The following is an 18,969-nucleotide window of genomic DNA, read 5'->3' on the forward strand; positions in this document are numbered from 1 at the left end:
GCCGCGAGCGGTCGGGCGGAGGAAGGGGCGCTGCCGCCGTAGGGGGAGCGGGCCGACCGCCGGGGGCGGCCGCCGGGGCTGCCCACCACCGGAAGGGGGGAGGGAGGGCCCCCGCCGGGGCTCTCGGGGGTTTCTCCCACAAAAATGGGGGGGGGGCAGCCGGCGTGGGCCGGGAAAGCAGAAAAAAACCTCCCTAAAGTCGGCAGTTGCAGACTTGCTGGAACACACGGGGGGCAAAACAAGTGGATGGAAGTGGAGTAAAGTCAGGCTAGAGGTAGAATTCCTGTACTAGCCTGATGACTTCCGAGACGCTATGTCCACACTTCGATACCCTCGTTCCATTCCGCTCCTGCTGTCGTTGTTGACTGCGGGTCTGTTTGGGTATGCAAGCGTAAATGCCAGCGTCGAACAGCAAACCACGCTGGCAAACAGCCGAATCGCGTTTGTCAGTGATCGTGACGGTGATGTCGAACTCTACATGATGAGCAATGATGGCTCCCAAGTCCTCCAACTGACGGAAAACTCAACTTGGGATTCGTCTGCTTCTTGGTTGCCTGATGGTCGAGGATTGCTGTACTCGGCAGACAGGGATAACCGTTCCGGCCTGCTGATGCAGCTCCCACTGATTGGAAGATCACCACTCGAAATTTCCAGTGCGGAGCCTGATGTTCGGTCACCGGGAACTTACTTCGCTGAATATTCACCCGATGCGACACAGATTGCCTTCGCATCCAGTCGCGCTAACGAAGACGACATCTATATCATGAATGCCGATGGCTCAAATCTGCGTAACCTGACGAATACCACCCTTGACAAGGAACGTATGCCGAGCTGGTCGCCGGATGGCACACATCTTGCATTCTCTAATTTTGTTTTCGAAACTGTGGATTTTGATATTTATACGATGAACGCCGATGGCAGCGACTGGCAGCGGCTCACGGGGCGTGGTGATGACTACGATGCTAGTTGGTCACCCGATGGCACGCGCATTGCGTATGCTTCCGACCGTGACGGGAATTTCGATATCTTTGTCATGAATGCGGACGGCAGTAATCCGGTGAACCTCACCTCAAACGAGTGGATTGACGGTAGTCCAACCTGGTCGCCTGATGGCGAATTCCTCGCCTTTACCACCAACCGTGACGGCAACTACGAAATCTACGTCATGCAAGCCGATGGGCAAAATCAGCATAACATCAGCCATAATCCGGCTGACGATGAAGCGCCAAGCTGGTCGCCCTATCTCCTCGATGACATATTTGCGGCCTTGATCCCGACCGCGACTCCTTCCCCGGTTACCCCGACTCCCCCCATTGTGACCTGTCCTGCTGCCCCGCCTCGCCGCCTCAATGTTGGCATGCGCGCTTATGTTGTTGTTCCCTTCGTTGAAGGTGAGGAGCGCCGGAACCTTCGCGTGCGCAATCAACCCAATGGAGAAGTGTTGGGGGTGCTGGAACCGGGAACGGATTTCACGATTGTAGGTCAGCCTCAGTGTGGTGGTGATGGACTGTTGTGGTGGGAAATTGAAACCCTTGATGGAACGCTGCATGGGTGGAGCGTTGAAGGTTTCGCCCCCGACGACTATCTGATGATTCCGTACCCTTATTAGGAAGCAAGCACGTTGAGCCGACTTGGTTCGCCCCTGTCCCTCATTTCGTGGCATAATCGCCACCATGTTATGCACGTTGAAAGGGAAAAAGATGCGTTTTCGTGTGGTGTTCCTTTTAGCCTGTCTGTTGTTACTCGCGGCTGCCCCGCTCGCCGCACAAGATGACCCGAATTACCGCATTGTCGGCTACTACACCTCGTGGGCGATGTATGGCCGCCAGTACTTCGTCGACGAAATCCCCGCCGACCTGCTCACGCACATCAACTACGCGTTCGCCAACATCAACCGCGACGACGAGTGCAACCTCGGCGATGAATGGTCGGATACGCAGTTTCTGTACCCCGGCGACACCGAAGACATGGAACTGCGCGGCAACTTCCACCAGTTGAACCTGCTCAAAGAGGCGCACCCGCATCTGCAAACGCTGATCTCGGTCGGCGGCTGGACGTGGTCGACGCGTTTCTCCGATGTCGCCTCCACCGCGGAACGCCGCCAGCATTTCGCCGCCTCGTGCGTCGACTTCGTGCTGCGCTATGGCTTCGACGGTATCGACCTCGACTGGGAATACCCGGCGGGCGGCGGCAACACGGGCAACCGGGAGCGCCCCGAAGACCCGGAGAACTTCATCCTGCTGCTGCAAGAGTTCCGCGATCAATTGGATGCGCGCGGCGCGCAGGATGGCCGCCCCTATCTGCTGACCATCGCCACCTCGGCGGGGCGGTCGCAGTACCAGCCGCTCGATTGGGCGCGCATTCACCCGCTGCTCGACTGGATCAATGTGATGGCCTACGATATGAGCGGCGGCTGGAGCACAGTCACGGGCTTCAACGCCCCCCTCTACGAATCGACCGAGAACCCGCCGGAGGGCACGAGCGTCAACACCGCCATTCAGGACTACCTCGCCTTCGGCATCCCGGCTGACAAGCTGGTGCTCGGCGTGCCGTTCTACGGCTACGGCTGGTCGGATGTGCCCAATGTCAATCACGGGCTGCATCAGCAGTATGAGGGGCGCCCCAATGGCACGTGGGACGTCGGCGCGTTCGAGTACAACGACCTCGCCGCGAACTATGTTGGCGTCTACGAGCGTTACTGGGACGAGACCGCGCAGGTCCCGTGGCTGTACTACCCGGACGAAGGCATCATGATCACCTACGATGACCCCGAATCGCTGACCGCCAAAGCACAGTATGCAGTTGATAATGGCTTAGGTGGCATCATGTTCTGGGAGCTGAGTCAGGACACGACCGACTCCGAACTGCTGACCGCCATTAACGACGTGCTGAACGTTCCGTAACACCTCCGCATTTGCAACTGATCAAAGGCGCGCCCATCTGGTGCGCCTTTTTGCTGCTTGACAACGATTTGAATTCACTTATGCTATAGTCAATTGCCTATATGCATATGACTATATAAATCATGTTGAAATACGCGCTGTTGGGCTTTCTCAACTACCAGACGCTGAGCGGCTACGACCTGAAGCGGATCATGGACACGTCCACGGCCAACTTCTGGCATGCCGATCTCAGCCAGATCTACAAGGCGCTCAAGGCGCTGGAAGCGGATGGGCTGATCAGCTCGGCGGTGCAGGCGCAGGACGACCGCCCTGACCGCCGCCTGTACACGATCACGGAGGACGGGCGCGCCGATCTGCGCGACTGGCTGGAAGAGCCGTTAGCGGGCACGCCGCCGCTCAAAGAGACGCTGCTGCTCAAGGTGTTCTTCTCCGCTCAGGCGGATCGCGATCACCTGCTGACGCAGCTCGTGATTCAGCGGGAGCTGCATCGGCAGGCGTTGGCGCGCTATCAGGGGCAGACGCTCACCGATATTGAGCAGAACGCCGCCTTCATGGGGGCGACGCCGGAGGACGCGCTGTTCTGGGATCTCACGCGGCGGGCGGGCGTACTCTACGAGGAGATGTATCTCCAGTGGCTGGACGAGGCGATTAGTCGCTTGAAGAAGCGGCGGGGGAAGAAAGATCAACCTCACCCCTAACCCCGCTTCGAAAAGAGGCGACGGGAGAAACCCCTCACCCCCGACCCCTCTCCCACGCAAGCGGGGCGAGGGGACATTACGCGTGATGTTTGCTCCCCTCCCTGAATTCGGGGAGGGGCTGGGGGTGGGGTCGGAAACGGCGGACGAGACAGAACAGGGAGAGACGCGAACATGTATCATCAGATGGTGCGGCGCAAGGTGGAAGCGACGTTCGGGCATTTGAATCGCCATGACTTCGAGCCGGTGGTCGCCGGGTTCGCCCCGGCGATCCAGCACAGCTTTGCGGGCGAGCATGCGCTCGGCGGGACGCGGCACACTCAGGCGAGCGCCCGGCAGTGGTACGAGCGTCTGTTTCGCCTGTTCCCGGAAGCGCGTTTCACGGTCAGGGACATGGTGATCGCTGGGCTGCCGGGCGACACGCGCATCGCCATCCAGTTCACGGTGGAGAACGGCGCGTATCGCAACGACGTCGCGCAGTTCATCCGGCTGCGCTGGGGGCGCATCACCGAGATTGCACTGTACGAAGACACGGGCAAGCTGATCCAGTGGCTGATGGGTTTGCAGCAGCGCGGCATCAGCGAGGCGGGCGCCGCGCCGATTGTCGACTGAGTCCGTCTAAAGTTGGTTGTAACTTCCGCAAACGGCGTGATAATGAGAGCAACCAACTTAAATAGAGGACAAAGCTCATGTGGATGAGTCTGCAGAAGCAAGCTGAACTTCGCAACCTATGGCTGAAGGATCGGTTGGATAACGTGCTGCCCGACATCATGCGGCGCGACGATCTGTCGATGTGGATTGTGTCGGCGCGCGAATACAACGAAGACCCGATCATCATGTCGATGCTGCCCGAACCGTCCATGAACGCGCGGCGGCGGACCGTGCTCGTGTTTGCCTTCGATCAAGCGGGGCAGTTCCACAAGATGGCGCTCGGGCGCTACCCCTACGAGGGCTACTACGAGCAGCGGTGGGATCCGAGCAAAGAGTCGCAGGCGGACGCACTGCAGCGGGTCGTCAGTGAGATGAATCCTCAGAGTATTGGTTTGAATATGTCCGCGCTCTCCGGGCTGGCGGATGGTTTAAGTCATTGTGAATATGATGGCATTATGTCGACGCTGCCGCAGACGTATGCGCGGCGGGTGCGCAGCGCGGAGAAGGTCGCGGTTGGCTGGATTGAGACGCGCTCCAAGGCGGAACTGACCGCTTACCCGATGCTGGTCGATATGGGGCACCAGTTGATCAAAGAGCTGTACACTCGTGACGTGATCCGCCCCGGCATTACGACGACCGACGAGGCGGTGTGGTGGCTGCGCGAACGCATGCAGCAGATGGGCGTGCGCGCCTGGTTCCATCCCACGGTCGAAATTCAGTATCCCGGCAGCAATCTCGCGCCCGCGCCCGGCATGGACAAGCAGGCAGCGCGGAAGCTCATCATCCCCGGCGATCTCGTCCATGTGGATGTGGGCTTTGGCGCGCTTGGCTTGATGACGGATCAGCAGCAGCACGCTTATGTGCTGCGGCAGGGCGAGACGCAAGCGCCCGCCGGGCTGACCAAGGCGCTGCGCGAGGGCAACCGCCTGCAAGAGATCGTCATGGAGCAGATGAAGTTGGGGCGCACGGGCAATCAAATCTTGAAGACGGTGCGCGAACAAGCCTTCACCGAATGGATTCAGCCGAGCGTGTACAGTCACCCGCTGGGGACGCACGGGCATTCGGCGGGCACGGTGATCGGCATGTGGGATAATCAGCAGAATGTGCCGGGCTTGGGCGATTACCCGATCCACGACAACACCGCCTATTCGATTGAGCTCAATGTGCAGGTGACCGTCCCCGAGTGGGATAACCAATACGTGCGCATCGCGCTGGAAGAAGACGCGGCGATGATCGGCGGGAAGATGGCGTGGATGTCTGGTCGGCAGACGAAACTGCATTTGATATAGGGGCAACCTCACCCCGCCCTCCCCAATTCAGGGAGGAGCCAACTTTGGCCTCCGTGAACCGAATCCAGGGGAGACAGACGAGCCCGTTGGGTGGGACACCTCTCCTAACCCCTCTCCGAGCGGAGAGGGGAATGGCTGTTGGTCTGCAACGTTGGCGTGAAAATTGCGTATATAGTGATTAGAAGCTCGATTATTCACGACATGAGGTCGATAAACGTTGTCTGAGGACGACAAGGCAAAGCGAAACATCCGCCTCGGGGACGATGGCGAACTGTACGACGACGAAGACACCCAACCGCACCACGTTGAAAAGCTCAAACGCAAAGCCAAACCCAGCGACCGGGAGATCACGCCGCTCCTGCTCTCGACCTTCGGCTTTCTGCTGATGCTGGTATGCTGCGTGGTGACGCTGCAGCTCGTGGCGGGGCAGGTGCGCCAGTTGTGGACGGGGGTGCGCGTCGTGCCGGGGACGCGCGCGGCGACTGCCTTACCCAGCGCCACCTCTCCCGCGCCGACGCTGTGGCCGACGCCTGCGCCGCCGACGCTCACGCCGACGCTCGTCATCACGCCGCCGACGATTGGCATCGGCGAGCGGCCAATGTGCACGGGGATCGGCGGCAATGAGCGCATCGTCTTCGACACAGTCTATGGCGACGACAACCGTGAGGTCTATCTGCTGGATTTGAGCCAACCCGCGGTCAGCAACATCTGCCGCCTGACGAATGATGCCGCGACCGATGGCGACCCGGTGTGGCATCCGAACGGGAACGCTGTGCTCTTCAACCATGATGGCGACCTGTGGCGCGTCAATGTCGATGGGAGCGGCGGCGCAGTCATCGTGACCGGGACGGATGGGCAGTGGGATAACAGCGGCGATTGGGTCGTGTTCAGCGGGGCGGATGGCGGGATTGCCGTGGCCGCGGCGGATGGCACACAGGGGCGCTTGGTCAGCGGGGTGGCGCTGTGGGACGAGTTTGAGCCGGACTGCTGCTCACTGAACTTTTCCGCGCTGCTGCCTGTGGTCGTGTATGCCGCCGCGCCGCGTGATGGCACCGCCGGGACGAGCGACGGCAACGCCCGCGAGCTGTTCACCATCAATGCGGATGGCACCGGGCGCGTCCAGTTGACCGACAATGGCGACTACGATGACGAACCGGATTGGTCGCCGGGCGGCAACCAGATCGTATTCACGCGCGGGCGCTACGGCTTCAATACCGATATCTGGATTATGAACGCCGATGGATCGAACCCGCGCCAGTTGACGACCGACGAGGCGACGGATCACAGCCCGCGCTGGCTGCCGGATGGGCGCATCATGTTCGTGTCGGAACGGGAACGGGCCGGGGCAATCTACGTGATGAATGCGGACGGCTCGGATGTGCATCCGATCACCGCGCCGCTCGGGGTGCTCACGTTCGATTACTGGAAGGCGCGGTGAAACTGCCTAACTACGCGCGGTGGGTGGCGTAGCGAAACTCCTCGGCCTGAGCGGTGGCATCGTCAACACGATCTTCATCATCACCTTCATTCAACTGACCAGCGGTTCGCGGTTTCCATGTCAGTTTTCAAAGCGAAAGGTAGTGCTATAGCGCTTGAATGCGAGGGACTCGGTTGTAATTACAGCAACATGTACTCCCGTTGCATATTCCGCTGTTGAGAAGCAGAGTTGGATGTTGGTAGGATATGATCCCAGAATGGCTGTGAAATCGGAATTGGGGACGGCAACTTCGCTCAGATTCCAGAGCATAGCCCAGTTCGAGTCTTCAACTGACACGCCATCCACTTCTATTCGTGTTGCGGATCTGATCTGTTCCCAGATGGCATCGGTTGTAGCGCCGACTTGCCAAGGGCTTGCCCATCGACCGTGGCGCAAATCCCATTATCAAAAAGTTCAGAATTTGGCGTAATGACTGTGATAAACGAGTCTGCATCGGCAGCCGGATCAGGCGCTGGATATAGAGCGGTGACTGGCCGCGAATAGCACGCGCATGAACTCAACCAGCACGCGAACAGGGCAAAATAACCTCCGTGCCAACGCAAACGTAGGCTCATTCTAGCGAATGTCTTTTGCATGCGGCTATTGGGTCGTGTGTACCCCATCTCCGTCATCGCCTATTTTTTGAATAATCAGGGGGATTTCTGATTTTGACAGACCGGATGCGGCGTCATAGTGGATGTGTCCACCAATTGGCGACGTGTGAACCAGTCTTTCGACAGCTTCCAAAAACGCTTTCAGCCCCCGATCGTTCCCCTGTATGACCACTAACTGCCCCTCTGGCTTATAAAGGACTTCTAACCTATACGGCTCTTCGCTGGTAATGGCGTGAGCCATCCTGTATTCCTCGATTTCATCTCTGTTCGTCACTCTGCTATTCTGAACATCTTTGAGCCATTTATCCAAATCTAGCATCACAGCACCTCTACACATCGCAATGCAGCGAACTTTAACCCAAGCATACACCGTGATCCGACTGTTCGACGGCACATGCGATCTCGTCAGCGTGCCCATTTTCCTGTACTCTTAACATCTATTTGATCGGGTAAATGAGAGTACAGGCGCATGAGTACGGTCTTAGGACTGTTGGGCGTATTGGCACTGGTGTTCATGAATGGCTTTTTCGTCGCGGCGGAGTTCGCCTTTGTCGGGTCGCGTAAAACGCGCATCGCGCAGATGGCGCAGGAGGGCAGCGCCGGGGCGAAGAGCGCGCAGAAAGCCATTGAGCACCTCGACAGCTACATCGCGGCGACGCAGCTCGGCATCACGCTGGCGAGCCTCGGCCTCGGTTGGATCGGCGAGCCCGCCATCGCGCACCTGTTCGAGCCGATCTTCGAGCGCTTCCTGACCGAAGACGCGGCGCTGACCGTCGGACGCACGATCAGCGTGGCGATCAGCTTTGCGATTGTCACCACGCTGCACATCGTGCTCGGCGAACTCGCGCCCAAGTCGATTGCGCTCAACCGTCCCGAAGAAGTGTCGGTGATTGTGGCGCGCGGTGCGACCCTGTTTCACAACGTGTTCCGCCCCATCATCCGCGTGATGAACGGCGTGGGTAACGCGGTCGTGCGGCTGATCGGCATTCCGCCCGCGTCCGGTCACCAGCAGGTGCATTCGGCCGAAGAACTGGAAATGCTCGTGCATTCCAGCCGCGAGGCGGGCTTGCTGCAGGAGAGCGAAGAAGTGCTGCTGCGGCGCGTGTTCGACTTCAGCGAGATCTCCGTCGAGGAGATCATGCAGCCGCGCGTGGAGATCGACGCGGTGGATGTGGCGACGCCGCTGGCCGATCTGCTGGCGCTGATGGTCGAACAGCACCATTCGCGCTACCCTGTGTACGATGACCATATCGACAACATGATCGGCGTGCTGTACGTCAAAGACCTGTTCGATGTGTTCATCAAACAGCCGACGCTGCTCAATGGCGGCGCGAGCGCGTTTGATCTGCGGCCGCTGCTGCGCAAACCGCTGTATGTCCCCATGACGCTCGGTGTGGATAAGCTGCTCGAAGACATGCGCCGCACGCAGACGCACCTCGCCATTGTGATCGATGAGTATGGCGGCGTGGCCGGGCTGGCAACGCTCGACGACATCCTCGCGGAGCTGGTGGGTGAGTTGAGCGACGAGTTTGACGAGCGGGAAACCCCCGTGCTGCCTGCCGATCAGAACATCGTCGATGGGCTGGAGAGCATGACCGCCATCATCGAGCGTTTCGGTGAACCCGGCATTGAGGTCGAATCCACGACGATTGGCGGCTACGTGGCGGAACGCCTCGAGCGGATTCCGCTGGCGGGAGACACGGTCGCCTATGGCGAGGCGTATGATGTCGTGGTGCTGCAAATGGACGGTATGCGCGTGTCTGAGGTGCGCTTTGTGCCCTCTACGCGCGCCAAGCCGGATGTGTCGTCCGCCGATACGGATGCTTAGCACAATTGACGGTCGGGAACGTGGGCGGTAGTATCGTGCCGTGAATCACTACTGCACAAGGTTGACCATGATTTTGGCATTAAGAACTCCGGTCGTCGCGTGGCTTCTCCTGTGGCTGCTCGCGGGATGTGAAAGTACAGCATTTTCAGCGAATTCCAACGCCGCCAATGTGCAAACCACTCAGTTGATCACACCCATGCTGCTGCCCACGCCGACAGCGACCGAGGTCGTCCCGACGCCGCCGATCACCCACAGCCGACCGTTTTAGCCCTCTGGTTTCCGGAACCCCTCGCGCCGCTGGATAACGTGGACGCTGCCGAACTGCTCTCCGAGCAGATCAGCGCGTTTCAACTGGACAGCGCGGCCTCGGTTTCGGTGGACTTTCGTCTGAAAAGCGTGGACGATGTCGGCGGGATCATGCCGACTCTGCGGGCGGCGAGCGCCGTCGCGCCGCGCGTCCTCCCCGATCTCACGCTGCTGCGGCGGTCTGATCTCGTCATGGCGGCGGATGCGGGCTTGATCGCGCCGATCCGCGAGAGCGCGAACAGCGCCGTCCTGAGCGATTACGCGCCCATTGTGAACGCCTTGGGGCGCGTCGACGGCGTGCTGTATGGCCTGCCGTATGATGTCGACGTGGAGCATCTGGTCGGTGTGCCAAGCGCGCTGAACGGGTTGGGCGCCGATTTCGATACCTTCCTCGACAGCGATGTGCCGCTGCTGTTCGCGGCGGGCGCGACCAATACCGTGAGCAGCGTGCTGCTGGCACAGTATCGTGAGGCGGCTGGGCTGCTGAGCGGCGGCAGTTTGCAGGTCGAGATCGATCCGCTGCGGCGTGTGTTTACCTACTACGAACGCGCCGTGGACGAAGGCTTGGTCGATACCTCGGTGCTGGAATATACATTGGCTGATGAATACGCGGATCTGCTCACGTCTGGCGATGTGGTCGGCGTGCTCTCGTCAGCGCAATACCTTGATCTCAACACGGGTGCCGGGCTATCCGGGGCAGAATCTGGCCTACGCGCCGTTTCCGACCGTGTCGGGCAGTGGAACGTCGGTGGTCGATGGGTGGATGTGGGTGATCACGACGCGCGACGCGGTGGAGCAGGAAGCGGCGCTGCGCTTCATCGATTGGATGATGGATGTGGAACGGCAGGCGACCTATCATGCAGCCATCAACCGCATGCCATCGCAGGCGAGCGCGCTCGGTCTGTGGGCCGATACAGCCTATGCGGACTTCGTCGATGACCTGCTGGAGAATGGAACGCTGCCGCTGGTTGGCGGGGACAGCGCAACGCCCGCCCGCGTGATCAGCAGCGCGTTCGCCTCAGTGATCGCCGGGCGCTTCAGCGCAGCGGAGGCCGCCGCGGATGTGCAGCGTCAGCTTGGCGGCTGACGCTGCGGCAGATCGCTAGAGCCCGACTGTTTCGAGGATGGAACGCAGGCGCTGCATGTTGATCGGCTTAACGAGATAGCCGTTCGCGCCCGCCTCGGTCGCCTCATCAATCATCGGCGGGGTGGTCGCCGAAATCACGATGATCGGCACCTTCGACCACTCCGGTTTTTGGCGGAGCTGGCGCGTCGTTTCAATGCCGTTGGTATCTGGCAGCATGATATCCATGAGAATGGCGTCCGGCTCAGTATACGCGAGCTTATCCCACGCCTGCTTGCTCGAATACGCCTCGACGGATTTGTGGCCGAGCAGCTTGAGAAACGTGCTCAGCATTTCTGCGGTTAAAACTTCATCGTCAACGACTAGAATAGTCCCCATTACAACGCCTTCTCATAGTACCGGAACGTCTTATAAATTTCAGAGCCAAAGTTCTTGGCGATACTCACCATCGTCTCGTTGGTCGCCAGAATCCAGCCTGAATCGCTGTGCGCATATGGCCCCTTGAGCGCCGCCTGCAGCACATAATGATACAGCACGGCATCAACGCCTTTGCTGCGGAACTCCGCTTTTACGCCGAGCAGCGGCACGCGCACCCAATCCATGCTCGGCTTGAGCTTCCAGTGGTACAGCGCTTTGAGCAGGGAGATCACTTCCGGCGTACGCGGGTTGGGCGCGACTTTTTGCAGCACCTGATTGAAATCGGGATCGCCAGAATGAACCCGGCGGGTTCACCATCCACATAGGCGAAGAACGCGAGCTTGTGGTCAAGGAATTGACCGAGCGACGCGACCAGCGCATCAAGTTCGCGCGGCGTCATGGGGACGAAGCCCCAGTTTTTGTCCCACGCGACGTTGTAGATGTCCTTGAAAAGCTGGAAATCCGCCTTGATATTCTTCGAGTCAATGGGGCGCACGGTGATTTTGCCGCGCTTCATGATCGCTTTGGTAACGCGTTCGAGGCGCTCGTCCAGCCCCACCTCTTTGACCTTGGCGGCGCTCAGGTAGAAGCCGTAGGTGTCCATCACCGCCGTGTAGCCCGCCGCTTCGATAAAGCCAGCGTAGTAGGGCGGGTTGTAGGGGTAGAGCAGCACCGGGCGAGTGAACCCATCAACCAGCAGGCCGGTCTCTTCGTGGGTGGTGAAGGTCTGCGGGCCGCGGATCAAGGGGTAGCCGGCATCTTTGACCCAGCGCGCGGCGGTATCCAGCAAGGCCTGGGCCGCCTCGGCATCGTCGTAGACTTCAAACGCGCCAAACCACCCGGCCCGCTCGTCGTGAAACTCGTTGTGACGGTCATTGATGTAGGCGGCAATCGTGCCCACAAGCCGATCGCCGCGGAAGGCGAGGAAGTAGTCGCCGTGCATGTATTCCCAGGACGGATTCTTCGTCTTGCTGAATTTGTCGCGCTGCATGGAAAGCAACTGCGGCACCCAATTCGGATCATTCGCGTAGAGCTCGTAGGGAAATTCGATGATGCGTTTGAGATCAGCGGGTGTATCGACCCGGCGAATTGTGACCGTCATAAAGTGCCCACTTTACCTTAGGTGACTCAACGTATAGACGATCTTACCGCGCTTCAGCAATAAGACAAAACACCTAGTTTGAGGTCAAAAACTCCCTTGACACAGCATAGTCAGAATGCTACCATAACCTTCATGTCGTTCCACAATAGCTCAACGGCAGAGCAACCGGCTGTTAACCGGTAGGTTCTTGGTTCGAATCCAAGTTGTGGAGCCTAGTTGGACGTGACTCGAACATTGTTCGGGGTAAACGCCGGGAGAAACATCCCCGGCGTTTTTTGTTGCGCGTCGCCCACGCTTCACCGGTTTATCTTTACGCGGTTTTTCGCGCTTGATGTCGTCTACCAGTGTGTTGAGGTAGCCGAACGGTGAACGCAGTTCCAAGCTTACCTTACCGTCGTGTTCCACGATGACTCGTTCAACGACTTGACGCAGCAGTTCTTTTTGATCGCTGCGCTGCAAGCCATTATACAGCGTTCCAATCTTGGTGATAATTTCCAGCGCCAAGTCCAGATTATCGACGTGAACCTGGTGTTCCTGCTCCATCGTTTCAAGGGCACGCTGAATAGTTTGTCGGCGATCTTGCCATTCTGCCCACATCCCTGCCCAAATCTCATCAGAAATTCTTCCAGCGGCATAGAGTCGGGCGATTCGCGCTTCTTCTTCATCAACTTGCTTCAAGGCGAGCTGGAACTGAGCGCGCCGATCAGGGCGTGAGTGTCCCAGATATTCCTGAAGGTCTTTGGTGTAGCCAGCACGGATCAGCGGAAGCAGTGCCGGATTGACTTGGATCCGCCGGACTTCGCGCTCGACTGCCGCATCGATCACCGAACATAGGAAGCTTGCCCCGCCTGCACCTTCAATCCGATAGTAGGGCGTGCCTCCACCGCGTCGCCCAGCGTTGGAGGTTGAACCTGTCAAACGACGCAGCTTGCCCTCTGGTTGGCGATAGAAAGCTAGTCCAGTGAGCAAATAAAACTGCTTGCGCTTAACAGTTCGATGGGCGTTGCGCTTCGCTAGGATGTCTTGTCCGCGTTCGAACTCTTCTGTCGTGACAATCGGTTCCCAGTTACCACGTACTGTTTTGGGCAGAACCCCGTTCTTCATGCTCACAACCCAACCGGCATACGTCCAGTTATGAAAGATATTGCACAGTGAGCTAATGTTTGGTTTGCGCTTCCCACTCGCAGTTACTTCAACGAACGGTCTGCCGGTTCGGTGACGATAGCCGCGTTCGTGCAGTGTCTCGGCAATTTGTCGTACTGACATCTTGTCTTCCAGCAGCAGATCCCACGCTTCACGGATGATCTTTGCCCGCTCTGAGTCTAGTTCGATCCACTTGTCCCAACGCCCCAGATCAGCACGTTTCTCACTGTCAGTACGCGCCGTGACATTTTTGTATCCGTCCGGCGCATAGCTGATGTAGCCACCACTCTTGCGCTTCGCCTGCTGACCGCCGCGTGTTCGAATGCCCAACAGAGCCGACTCGCGTCGAGCAAGTGTGAACGACAGCGCGACCAGCACGCGATCATCCGGGTCCATCGGATCGAGATCAGGGGAGTTGGCAAACCGCACTGATACCCCGAACTCGTTCAATTCATCGATAGCCCGCAGCGCCTCGGAGTCATTGCGCCCGAATCGGTCCGCACGTTCTACAATCACATGCGAGAACTTGCCGGAGCGGGCATCCGCGAGGAGCTGTTGATAGCCGACACGTTTTGGAGTTTTGCCGGTCAACACATCCACGTACTCGTCGATGACGGGCAATTCGGAGTGTGCCAGTACATTTCCTTCGATGATGGCACGCTGACGCGCCCGCGAAAGCTCCGGTTTCTGATGATCTTCGCTGCTCGTGCGCAGATAGATCGCCCAGCCGGACTGCGGCGGCGGGGCTGCCGATTTCTTGTGACGGTAGCTGCTCATGCTGCCGTCTCATCCGATCCATGCAACTGTTCAAGGATCGCCAATCCAACCTCAAAGTCTTCCGTCGAAACGAGCGGTTCCCAATTGCCTCGGATAGTCTTCGGCGCGATATCGTCGCATTCACTCACCACCCATCCGGCATATGTCCAATCCTGAAAGGCGCGCCGCAGTATATCAATAAGCGGTTTCCGCTTTCCCGTCTTTGATACGACGACAAACGGCTTTCCGTTCCGATAACAGTAACCCTTCGCGCTCAGTGCCTCTGCAATATCGCTCAGCGACATGCTCCTGGTCAGAAGCAGCGCCCATGCTTCGCGCCAAATATGGGCACGCTTCGGGTCTGGTTCGATCCAGTGGCTGATGCGACCCATAGCGCTGCGTTTGTCCAACTCAGTTTGCCCGCGCACATTGAGATAGCCGTCAGGTGCACGGCCAGCATAGCCACCGCTTTGACGCTTTGCCTTCAAACCACCTTTAACGCGGATACCCATCAACGCAGACTCTCGGCGGGCGAGTGTGAACGTCAGGGCAACCAGCACTCGACCATCCGGGTCGATGGGGTCAAGATCGGGCGCATTCGCAAACCGCACAGCTATCCCAAACGACTGTAGCTCGTCAATCGCCCGCAACGCCTCAGTATCGTCACGCCCAAAGCGGTCGGCGCGCTCGACCACGACATGCGAGAACTTTCCAGCGCGGGCATCGGACAACATCCGTTGATATGCTTTGCGACGCGGGTCTTTGCCTGTCAGCACGTCGATGTACTCTCCGTAAATCGGCAGATCAGATGAGTCCAGCAGACTCATCTGAATCATGGTGCGCTGGCGTTCCCGCGAGAGTTCCGGTTTCTGGTTTTCGTCGCCGCTTGTCCTCAAATAGACCGCCCATCCCGGTTTAGGTGGGGGAGGCGTGCTTTTCTTTTGTCTGGTTAATGCCATCAATGCACCTCACTTATACAGTATGTGTCGTTAGATCGTTTTCACGATACCGCAATTCGTCCTGACGCTGTTTTTTGACAGGATTTTCTGCAACCTGATCCTCCGCGTCCCGTTGGTATTTGGCCGCAGCGAGCAGTCTTGCCACGCCGAATACGCGTTTGATCATGGTTTCGGGCGATACCGCCTCAGTCGTGGTTGCGAAGTCCGACTTGCTCATGCTGTTTCTTCCAACATGATTAGCTCATCGGTCAACTGCTCTTCGCTTCGCATCCACTCGCTTGCACCGCCGTCGCACACGCAGCGTCCTAAGCACTTGTGCTGATTCGCCGAGACCAGCAAGAGTGAATGCCTCTCAGGTGGGCAAACCGGGCAGCGCCAGAGTGCAGCATTTGTACTGGCAGCCAATGGTTTGCCTAAGTGCGTCTCGACCATTTCACGCAAATCGATCATGTGGGGTTGATTCGTCATCCGTTGATCTCCTGTTTGACTTCAAAGGCTTGCAGTGTGCGTTCACGTTCGGTTACTGCCTGCTTGACCAATGTGTAGACGAGGTTAGCGAGCGGACGGTCTTCTTCCTCTGCCCACATTTCCAACTTGTCGTAAAGCGACTGCGGTAGTCGAAAGGCGATGCGTGCCGCGAATGGTGTATCTCGATTCATGTTGTGGCTCCTGATGACTCACTGTGTCACCAGAGTAATTGAAATCGCGGGATTTGAGGTGGGAATTTGTGACATTTGTTCTGGTAAAAGTGGACATTGCGATGGGCAAAAGTGGACACGATGGGAATCTGTGACATGCAAAATCCCCAAATTGACACATTTTGAGAGAACAAAACATTTGTTCGGTTGAAGTATACAAGTTCTAACCGAAAAAGAAGGCGCATCCGCTTGACAGGAGGTTGGGTTTTTGTAATACAATGAGGGTTCGGCATTAGACCGCATGTTCTCATTGGTGTCGGCTAATCACGGGAAGGAACTTCGACGAAGGAGGAAAGGAATTGACTGCCGTCTCTGTTGTCATTATTTCCACCAGTGCACTCACTCGTGGCGGTATTCAGCAAATTGTTGGCAAGCCCGATGTTCAGATTGAAGTCGTCAACATGACGGCAAATTTTACCGATGCAAGTTCATTTATGCGGGATCACAACGTGCGCGTTGCGATCATTGATGATTCGTTTCCTCGGGCAGTGAACCTCACGAGAGAACTGAAGAAACTCGTTGACGCTCATCCCGGATTGGCAATGGTTCTGATCATGCAGCGCCCAATGGTCAGCACCGTCCGCGCCATGTTGAACAGCGGGGCGCGTGCTATCTTATTCAAGGATGATGATTTGGATCGTGCCCTCATCCAAGCTATCCATATGGCAGCAGATGGAGGCACCACTATCTCGCCTACCGTATCCCGCCTACTTGAACAACAGACAATCCTCCCCTCAACCGTCGATCAGCGTGACATGGATGTCTTGCAGCTGCTGACGGATGGGTTTCAACCCAAAGAGATTGCCGCGCACTTAGGAGTCGATCGGAAAATCGTGTATCGCGGGATCAAAAAGCTCTCGGTGACGTATGGCGCACACAACGTCGCGCAGTTGGTAGACCTCGCTCATCAGCACAAACTGCTTCCACTCAAGAAGAAGGAGTAGATATTTACCGACAGGTGAGAATTTTACCCATGCCGATGTCCACTTTTGCCTGTCAAATGTCACGCTGTCCCAACGCGACGATCCGTACCTGTGCTAGGCTGTGAAAAGGAACTGGATAAGTGGGGAATAGTGATGGCATTCACGCGAATTTTGATCGCGGACAGCAGCAGTTTGACTGTGGTCGGCGCGGAGACCCTGCTCAAGGCACGCGCCGACACCTCCATCACCAAAGCTGAGAATGGTGATGAACTTCTCGCTCTGGCGGGAAAACTTAGACCGAATCTGATCCTCTTAGGCGACCGCTTCGATCCGCTGTTCGACACGTTGATCCTAGTCGAACGCCTCATGCAAATCACTCCATCCATTCGCTTGATCATCATGGGTGTTTCTACAGAAGGCTTGTTCATCCGTGACCTATTTGCGATGGGCATCTACGGATATTTGGCAACTGCCGATGATCTATCGAAGTGCCTGCTGACGGCTGTGGAAACCATCTTGCGTGGGCGCCCCTATCTGTCACCAACGGCGAACGCCGAATATCTGATCACGATGCAAGGGAGCTACCGCGATTGGCAGCTCGATGCTGAAGCCCGCGCGATTCTGCGCCTGCTGGCGAGCGGCTGCACCCCCAGTCAGATCGCCGCCCAGCTGAATCTGAAGCGGCGGCGTGTGTACTGGGTGATGGAAAAGATGCGGACGCGCTTCGGGGCAGCGACGAACGCACATCTCATCAACCGCGCCGCGACCGAAGGCTTCGCTGGCTTCCCCGACTAAACCGGAATCGTTCCAAGTCAAATGTACGATTCCCAACCCAAAACTGGAATCGTCCAGTCGTTTGCTTACTCCGCTTTGATACGCTGAAACCAGCGTAAACTGACCCGGAGTGACGACATGCGACGACTGGTGCTGCCCGTGCTGGCGGCGCTCTGCCTGACGGCATGGGCTGCCGCCTTTTTCTTGATCCGCGCCCAACCTGACGCGAATGACATCCAAATCCCAACCTTGATGGTGCTGCCGTCGCTCACGCCGACGGATACGCCAGCGCCAACCCTGACTCCGACGTTGACAGCGACTTTCACAGCGACGGCGACGACTGCCCCAACCGATACGCCTATCCCGACGATCCTCCCGACGCTGAGCGAGCGCGTGTTGGAGATTGCGGTCGTCATGCCGGGGGTGTACATCCCGCCCACGTTCACGCCGTTTCCGTCGGGGACGATCCTGCTGCCCGCGCCGCCCAACCCGGTCGAGCCGCTCCCGGATGCGACCGACACCGCGCCGCCGTTCTTCGGCTGGTACAGCTTCGAGTCGGACTATCCGACGATCCGCTATTCGCCGCCGTGGACACCGCGTCTGTCGCAGTTCGCCAGCCGGGGACAGTATCACCGCACCGAAGGCGCGTATGACAGCGCGACCTTCATGTTTGAAGGCGAAGGAGTGCGCGTGCGTTACGTCGCGGCGCAGAACATGGGCACGTTCGAGATCGTCGTCGATGGCATAGTGCTAGACACGATTGATGCTTACACGGACGAACTCCGGTTTCCGGTGACCGACGTGTACTACGTCGGCAGCGGGACGCATAGGCTCGAGCTGCGGGGGATCGGGCAGAAGAACAACGCCAGCGAAGGCTACGTGATCGGTCTGGACACCATTCAGGTCTTTCGCGGGGATGCACACACGCTGATCCTCCCGCCGCCGTCGATTACGAACACGCCAACGCCCCAGCCGCAGCCCGCCGCGCGCATTGAACTCGTCGGCGCGCCGCCCACGCTTCAACCGACCGGAACCCCGATCCCGCCGCGCGTCCTGACCGCCGAAGTGGTCATTGCCTACGATGAGAATGGCAACCGCACCGTCGATCCGGCGGAAGGCGTTGCCGGGATTTCAGTGCGGGTGGTCGAGGTCAACACCAATCGCGTGATCGCCAGCGGGTTCACCGATGAGCGCGGCTATGTGGCGTTTGAAGTGGTGACCGATGCGCCTGCGCAGATCGTCGTCCCGTACTTCGGCAAGACATGGACGGTGCAGCGGGGCGGCAACAGTGCTGCGCCTGCCTACACACTTCTGCTCACGCCGGGCAATCAGCCGGGCTTGATCCCTTAG

The 18,969-nt window shown here is 58.3% G+C and carries 22 protein-coding genes, 1 tRNA gene and 1 pseudogene; 14 read left to right on the top strand and 10 right to left on the bottom strand.

Translation table 11 applies throughout. From position 1 onward, the window contains the following. Positions 1-313 precede the first annotated feature (313 nt). The 6 genes from IPK17_RS12995 to IPK17_RS13020 all read left to right on the top strand — a co-directional run bounded on the left by IPK17_RS12995 (position 314) and on the right by IPK17_RS13020 (position 6,976). Positions 314-1,609: a hypothetical protein gene (locus IPK17_RS12995; RefSeq protein WP_343418118.1), complete on the top strand. Its 1,296-nt coding sequence runs from the start codon at positions 314-316 to the stop codon at positions 1,607-1,609. Positions 1,610-1,700: 91 nt separating this feature from the next. Beyond that, positions 1,701-2,903 (top strand): glycoside hydrolase family 18 protein, encoded by a 1,203-nt coding sequence (locus tag IPK17_RS13000; RefSeq protein WP_343418119.1) that lies wholly within the window; start codon positions 1,701-1,703, stop codon positions 2,901-2,903. Positions 2,904-3,025: 122 nt separating this feature from the next. Next, positions 3,026-3,601, top strand: a complete 576-nt coding sequence (locus tag IPK17_RS13005) for a PadR family transcriptional regulator (RefSeq protein WP_343418120.1) — start codon at positions 3,026-3,028, stop codon at positions 3,599-3,601. Between the two features lie 171 nt (positions 3,602-3,772). Beyond that, entirely contained in the window at positions 3,773-4,210 is a 438-nt protein-coding gene (locus IPK17_RS13010; protein ID WP_343418121.1) for a nuclear transport factor 2 family protein, read from the top strand. A 77-nt stretch (positions 4,211-4,287) separates the two neighbouring features. Next, positions 4,288-5,538, top strand: a complete 1,251-nt coding sequence (locus IPK17_RS13015; RefSeq protein ID WP_343418122.1) for a M24 family metallopeptidase — start codon at positions 4,288-4,290, stop codon at positions 5,536-5,538. A 217-nt stretch (positions 5,539-5,755) separates the two neighbouring features. Further along, positions 5,756-6,976: a TolB family protein gene (locus IPK17_RS13020; protein ID WP_343418123.1), complete on the top strand. Its 1,221-nt coding sequence runs from the start codon at positions 5,756-5,758 to the stop codon at positions 6,974-6,976. A gap of 639 nt (positions 6,977-7,615) precedes the next feature. Here IPK17_RS13020 and IPK17_RS13025 read toward each other — a convergent pair. Beyond that, a complete protein-coding gene (locus tag IPK17_RS13025; protein WP_343418124.1) occupies positions 7,616-8,047 on the bottom strand; it encodes an Imm32 family immunity protein in 432 nt (143 codons plus the stop codon). A gap of 51 nt (positions 8,048-8,098) precedes the next feature. Between IPK17_RS13025 and IPK17_RS13030 the strand changes: the two genes are divergently transcribed. Further along, entirely contained in the window at positions 8,099-9,457 is a 1,359-nt protein-coding gene (locus tag IPK17_RS13030; protein ID WP_343418125.1) for a hemolysin family protein, read from the top strand. A 73-nt stretch (positions 9,458-9,530) separates the two neighbouring features. After that, on the top strand, positions 9,531-9,725 hold the full coding sequence (locus tag IPK17_RS13035; protein WP_343418126.1) for a hypothetical protein: 195 nt from the start codon (positions 9,531-9,533) through the stop codon (positions 9,723-9,725). Here IPK17_RS13035 and IPK17_RS40530 read toward each other — a convergent pair. Next, positions 9,722-10,099 (bottom strand): hypothetical protein, encoded by a 378-nt coding sequence (locus IPK17_RS40530; protein WP_350341630.1) that lies wholly within the window; start codon positions 10,097-10,099, stop codon positions 9,722-9,724. The genes IPK17_RS13035 and IPK17_RS40530 overlap by 4 nt on opposite strands. Before the next feature lie 295 nt (positions 10,100-10,394). On the opposite strand from IPK17_RS40530, the gene IPK17_RS41040 reads away from it, so the two are divergent. Further along, complete coding sequence (locus IPK17_RS41040) at positions 10,395-10,850, top strand: extracellular solute-binding protein (RefSeq protein ID WP_502748752.1); 456 nt, start codon at positions 10,395-10,397, stop codon at positions 10,848-10,850. Between the two features lie 15 nt (positions 10,851-10,865). Here the strand turns inward: IPK17_RS41040 and IPK17_RS13050 are convergent, their stop codons facing one another. Genes IPK17_RS13050 through IPK17_RS13060 form a run of 3 tightly spaced genes read right to left on the bottom strand, consistent with a single transcriptional unit; the run spans position 10,866 to position 12,366 of the window. Then, positions 10,866-11,225 (bottom strand): response regulator, encoded by a 360-nt coding sequence (locus tag IPK17_RS13050; RefSeq protein ID WP_343418129.1) that lies wholly within the window; start codon positions 11,223-11,225, stop codon positions 10,866-10,868. Continuing rightward, positions 11,225-11,536: a hypothetical protein gene (locus IPK17_RS13055; protein ID WP_343418130.1), complete on the bottom strand. Its 312-nt coding sequence runs from the start codon at positions 11,534-11,536 to the stop codon at positions 11,225-11,227. The genes IPK17_RS13050 and IPK17_RS13055 overlap by 1 nt, the downstream gene beginning before the upstream one ends. Continuing rightward, a complete protein-coding gene (locus IPK17_RS13060; RefSeq protein ID WP_343418131.1) occupies positions 11,494-12,366 on the bottom strand; it encodes an N-acetyltransferase in 873 nt (290 codons plus the stop codon). Before IPK17_RS13060 ends, IPK17_RS13055 begins: the two co-directional genes overlap by 43 nt. A gap of 139 nt (positions 12,367-12,505) precedes the next feature. Between IPK17_RS13060 and IPK17_RS13065 the strand changes: the two genes are divergently transcribed. Then, positions 12,506-12,577, top strand: a tRNA-Asn gene (locus IPK17_RS13065). A gap of 185 nt (positions 12,578-12,762) precedes the next feature. Then, on the top strand, positions 12,763-13,080 hold the full coding sequence (locus tag IPK17_RS13070; RefSeq protein WP_343418132.1) for a hypothetical protein: 318 nt from the start codon (positions 12,763-12,765) through the stop codon (positions 13,078-13,080). Between the two features lie 303 nt (positions 13,081-13,383). On the opposite strand, the pseudogene IPK17_RS40540 reads toward IPK17_RS13070, so the two are convergent. From IPK17_RS40540 to IPK17_RS13090, 5 genes and pseudogenes are all read right to left on the bottom strand, one after another. Next, a pseudogene (locus tag IPK17_RS40540) lies at positions 13,384-14,286 on the bottom strand (recombinase family protein); the annotation flags it as partial. After that, a complete protein-coding gene (locus IPK17_RS13075) occupies positions 14,283-15,224 on the bottom strand; it encodes a recombinase family protein (RefSeq protein WP_343418133.1) in 942 nt (313 codons plus the stop codon). The pseudogene IPK17_RS40540 and the gene IPK17_RS13075, both read right to left, overlap by 4 nt. Positions 15,225-15,237: 13 nt before the next feature. Then, the gene (locus IPK17_RS13080; protein ID WP_343418134.1) at positions 15,238-15,441 is read right to left on the bottom strand and encodes a hypothetical protein; all 204 of its coding nucleotides are present in this window, start codon (positions 15,439-15,441) and stop codon (positions 15,238-15,240) included. After that, positions 15,438-15,692, bottom strand: a complete 255-nt coding sequence (locus IPK17_RS13085) for a hypothetical protein (RefSeq protein ID WP_343418135.1) — start codon at positions 15,690-15,692, stop codon at positions 15,438-15,440. The genes IPK17_RS13080 and IPK17_RS13085 overlap by 4 nt, the downstream gene beginning before the upstream one ends. Continuing rightward, positions 15,689-15,883, bottom strand: a complete 195-nt coding sequence (locus tag IPK17_RS13090) for a ribbon-helix-helix domain-containing protein (protein ID WP_343418136.1) — start codon at positions 15,881-15,883, stop codon at positions 15,689-15,691. Before IPK17_RS13090 ends, IPK17_RS13085 begins: the two co-directional genes overlap by 4 nt. 338 nt (positions 15,884-16,221) lie before the next feature. On the opposite strand from IPK17_RS13090, the gene IPK17_RS13095 reads away from it, so the two are divergent. The 3 genes from IPK17_RS13095 (at position 16,222) to IPK17_RS13105 (ending at position 18,969) form a co-directional block, all read left to right on the top strand. Then, the gene (locus IPK17_RS13095) at positions 16,222-16,866 is read left to right on the top strand and encodes a hypothetical protein (protein ID WP_343418137.1); all 645 of its coding nucleotides are present in this window, start codon (positions 16,222-16,224) and stop codon (positions 16,864-16,866) included. A gap of 132 nt (positions 16,867-16,998) precedes the next feature. After that, positions 16,999-17,640, top strand: a complete 642-nt coding sequence (locus IPK17_RS13100; RefSeq protein ID WP_343418138.1) for a response regulator transcription factor — start codon at positions 16,999-17,001, stop codon at positions 17,638-17,640. A gap of 117 nt (positions 17,641-17,757) precedes the next feature. Next, positions 17,758-18,969, top strand: a complete 1,212-nt coding sequence (locus tag IPK17_RS13105) for a hypothetical protein (protein WP_343418139.1) — start codon at positions 17,758-17,760, stop codon at positions 18,967-18,969.

The organism is Candidatus Flexifilum breve, from assembly GCF_016713355.1.